This is a genomic window from Capnocytophaga catalasegens, assembly GCF_026005215.1.
In the GTDB taxonomy this organism is placed as follows: domain Bacteria; phylum Bacteroidota; class Bacteroidia; order Flavobacteriales; family Flavobacteriaceae; genus Capnocytophaga; species Capnocytophaga catalasegens.
The window spans coordinates 1-3,284 of the sequence record NZ_BPMA01000067.1 but is presented as its reverse complement, the minus strand read 5'-3'; the positions used below and the strand labels follow the sequence as shown (position 1 = coordinate 3,284).

Annotated in this window: 5 protein-coding genes; all 5 read left to right on the top strand. The window is 29.6% G+C overall.

What is annotated here, in order from left to right; translation table 11 throughout:
* On the top strand, positions 1–304 hold a 304-nt coding region (locus OO775_RS13260), incomplete at its 5' end, for a hypothetical protein (RefSeq protein ID WP_264847712.1).
* Between the two features lie 89 nt (positions 305–393).
* Positions 394–750, top strand: a complete 357-nt coding sequence (locus OO775_RS13255; RefSeq protein ID WP_264847711.1) for an immunity protein CdiI family protein — start codon at positions 394–396, stop codon at positions 748–750.
* Between the two features lie 278 nt (positions 751–1,028).
* A complete protein-coding gene (locus tag OO775_RS13250) occupies positions 1,029–2,549 on the top strand; it encodes a hypothetical protein (RefSeq protein ID WP_264847710.1) in 1,521 nt (506 codons plus the stop codon).
* Positions 2,504–2,821, top strand: a complete 318-nt coding sequence (locus OO775_RS14220; RefSeq protein WP_507762581.1) for an IQM protein middle domain-containing protein — start codon at positions 2,504–2,506, stop codon at positions 2,819–2,821. The genes OO775_RS13250 and OO775_RS14220 overlap by 46 nt, the downstream gene beginning before the upstream one ends.
* Complete coding sequence (locus OO775_RS13245) at positions 2,821–3,267, top strand: hypothetical protein (RefSeq protein ID WP_264847709.1); 447 nt, start codon at positions 2,821–2,823, stop codon at positions 3,265–3,267. The genes OO775_RS14220 and OO775_RS13245 overlap by 1 nt, the downstream gene beginning before the upstream one ends.
* Positions 3,268–3,284 lie beyond the last annotated feature (17 nt).

The following is a 3,284-nucleotide window of genomic DNA, read 5'->3' as shown; positions in this document are numbered from 1 at the left end:
TGTTACGAAGGAGACAGGGAATGTTCTTATTGATAGTAAATTAGTTTCTGAAATGAAAAAAGCAGAAACTAAATTTACCGAAGGAAATTTAATATGGGTATTTAAAAATAAAAATGGGAAAATAATTTTCCTTGAAAAAGGAAACCAAAAAGGAGGTTTTGAACATATTTTGAAACATAAAAAAGAATTTTTAGATAAAGGAATTAAAGAAGACGAAATATCAGATTTTATTATGAAAGTATTAAAAGAAGGGAAAATTATAGGTTATCAAGGGAAAAAAATCCTAGACCTGTATATCAAATAATATATAAAGGTAAAAAGCAAAAAGTTGCTATTACAGTAGGAGATAATGGTTATGTAGTAGGAGCAAATCCATCAAATATGAATTAAGAAATGAAAACATTAGAATTATATTTTGAATATTGTTGTTCTCCTATTTGGACAAGAGAAAATACTAACGATATTCTTCAACCTATTGATTTAGATGAAAATCAAATTAGTAATTTATTAAATCCATATTTAATAAAAGAAATTGATGAATTGGATAATATGTATCAAGAAACATACAATGATGATTATCCTCCTGACCCTTTACATAATGATAATTTACGAGAATACATTTTTGTAAATAGAGTTTTAACTTCTGCAAAGCTTTTAGAAAAAGAATTGCGAGGAAAGTATGAATTTATATTTGATTGGGAGTATTGGAAATCTGAGTTAAATAAATTAGAAGAAAAACTTTATCTTTAAATGGTAATTTATCAGATGTGTTGTTTTAGAAAAACAGGAATATAACTTGCTAAAAATCAGTATTATTTATAAAAATATATTTTATTATTGGGTTATATATTGTTATCTTTGCTTTGAAAAAAGCGTATAAAAATGGGTGTAAATAAACAAAACAACACCTCGTGTTTCAGATGTGTTGGTAAAAACGTTCTTTGACATAATATTTCCCTGTAACGGTACTTCGTGCCACAGGCTCGAATGGCGTATTTTCAGGGGAAGGTTATATACAAATACCTTATTTGCTTGATACGAAAATCAAAGTAGTTTTTAGCGGAATAACGCTTAATACCGAGCGCCAACTCGTTGAAGGTAAGCTCGTTACGACTTATGATAGGGCGGAAAGTAACGTGGTGGGAGCAAGCGAAGAGTTAAAGAGGATTGAAAATACAGCTCTGTTAATTAAAGAGGAGATAAAAAATCTTTTTGACCAACGTAAAAAAGCGATTGAAGAACTTGAAGAACTTAACAAACAACTTGCAAACAAAGAAATTTCTAAAAAAGAATACGAAAAAAAGGTTCAAGCACCCTACAAAACCTTAGAAAGTAGCGTCCCAAAAATCAATACGAATATAAATGAACTTTTAAAAAATGAATTTATAACAGAGGCAGACAAAGTATCGCTACTTAGTGCTAAATTGGCAGAGCCACGAAAACCCTCAGGAAGTCTTCAATCGATAGAAATACCTGACAAAAACACGGAAATCGAGAGTCAAAAAACCATAGAAGCGGTGGCAAAACGCATAGATGATGCCGAAGAAGTGGAAGCCGACCGAGCCTTAGCATTGCTTTTGAAAGACCCATTATTTAAAAAAGAATTAGAAAAACTAAAAAAAGTACGAGAATTTTTAAATAAATTTTATGAAAATTGTCAGCAAAAAGGATTAACACCGGGCAAAGAACCGGGTATTGTTCCAATGTGTTTTTGGGAATTGACCCCTGAGAATGTACCTTATTATACGATGTTGGATTTGCCATTTTATAGCGGAGTTATAGATGGAACATATTCGGAATTAGTAGGTTTGTATCAGCTTGGTAAATACTTATCAATGCCCGATGGTTTGTCAAAAGATGTTGTTACTTTTGCACAAAAATATTCAGATTTTGTTTATGCGTACACAATTGCCTATTTGTTGTGTAGCACAGAGCAAATTAAGAAAAGTGAAGGATTTTATCAAAAACTAACCGCTAAACTTGAAAAAGAAAATAAAGGTTTTGGTGAATTAGTTACTTATCCTTATGAGCAAGCCCAGAGAAAGTTGGTAAAAATGCAACTTGACCGATGCGAAGAGTCGAAGAAATTACGCGAAGAAGTATCAGAATTTGTAGATTTTATAAGCAATGTAGAAGAATTACAAAAGATAGTTGATAGTGTTTCTGCGGAAATAAAAGACTGTTTTGAGACAATCTCAGGCTTGGACAATAGAGCGCGTTACGAACAGGGGCGCTTGGTTATACCACTTTTGACCATCATAGTACCTATAACAAAAGCAACGAAACTAAAAGATTTTGTAGCAGGATTGAGGAAAATTTCTCCTAAAAACTTGGCTAATCATATTAAAAATTTGGCTAAAAAAGGGGGCGATGATGTTGCAAGAATTGGTGGGAAATATTGGAAACAAATTCAAAAAATAACAAATAAATATCCTACAGAAAAAATTCCTGTAGATGGACAACTTTGGGGAATAGCAGAAGTTGAAAATGGAATTATAAAAAAATATCTAATAAAGGAAATACTTTTAATGATGTTGATTTTGTTGTAACTACAAAAGGAGAATTAAAAATAGGAAAAAAACATCATTTTTTAGAAAATGCCGAAGATGTTGAAGCGGCAGGCACTATAAAAGTTGTTAATGGAAAATTAAAGAAAATTTCAAACTCATCAGGACATTACTTCCCTACAATTGAAGAAACTAATAAGTTTCCTGAAATTTTCAGGCAACTTGGTATTGACACAAAAGGAGCTTCTTTGGAGATAAATTACTTAGATGAAGCTGGAAATTTAAAAATTCAAACAAAATTTATTAAAGAATAATGATGAATGGAGTTGTATTAGCAAAACGTATTAATTCTTTTGAACCGTTGAATAGATTTAGAAAATCAAAAGAGATAGTAGAAAACATTTTCACACTCAACGTTCAAGAAAGAATTAATTTATTAGTTTTTTCATTTAAAAACTATGATAAAAGTTATAACAAAAGTTTATGTTTAACATATCCAAATCTATGGAATGAATTTAATGAAGATAACTGGAAAAGTTTGATAATTGAAATGTTTCCAAGGGAAATTAATATAATAAAAAATGATTTGAGAATTATAAATACAGGAAAATATTTTGATGTTTTTTTACTAAATACAATCATCGGAATTTCTCCTTTTCGTTTAATTTTCAATGAATTATCAGACAATGATGAAAATAAAGTTTTATTTAATTTTTTAAATTTTTATGGTGAGGTTTATTTCTTTTATAATGAAAATTAAATAGCAAAACCAAATGT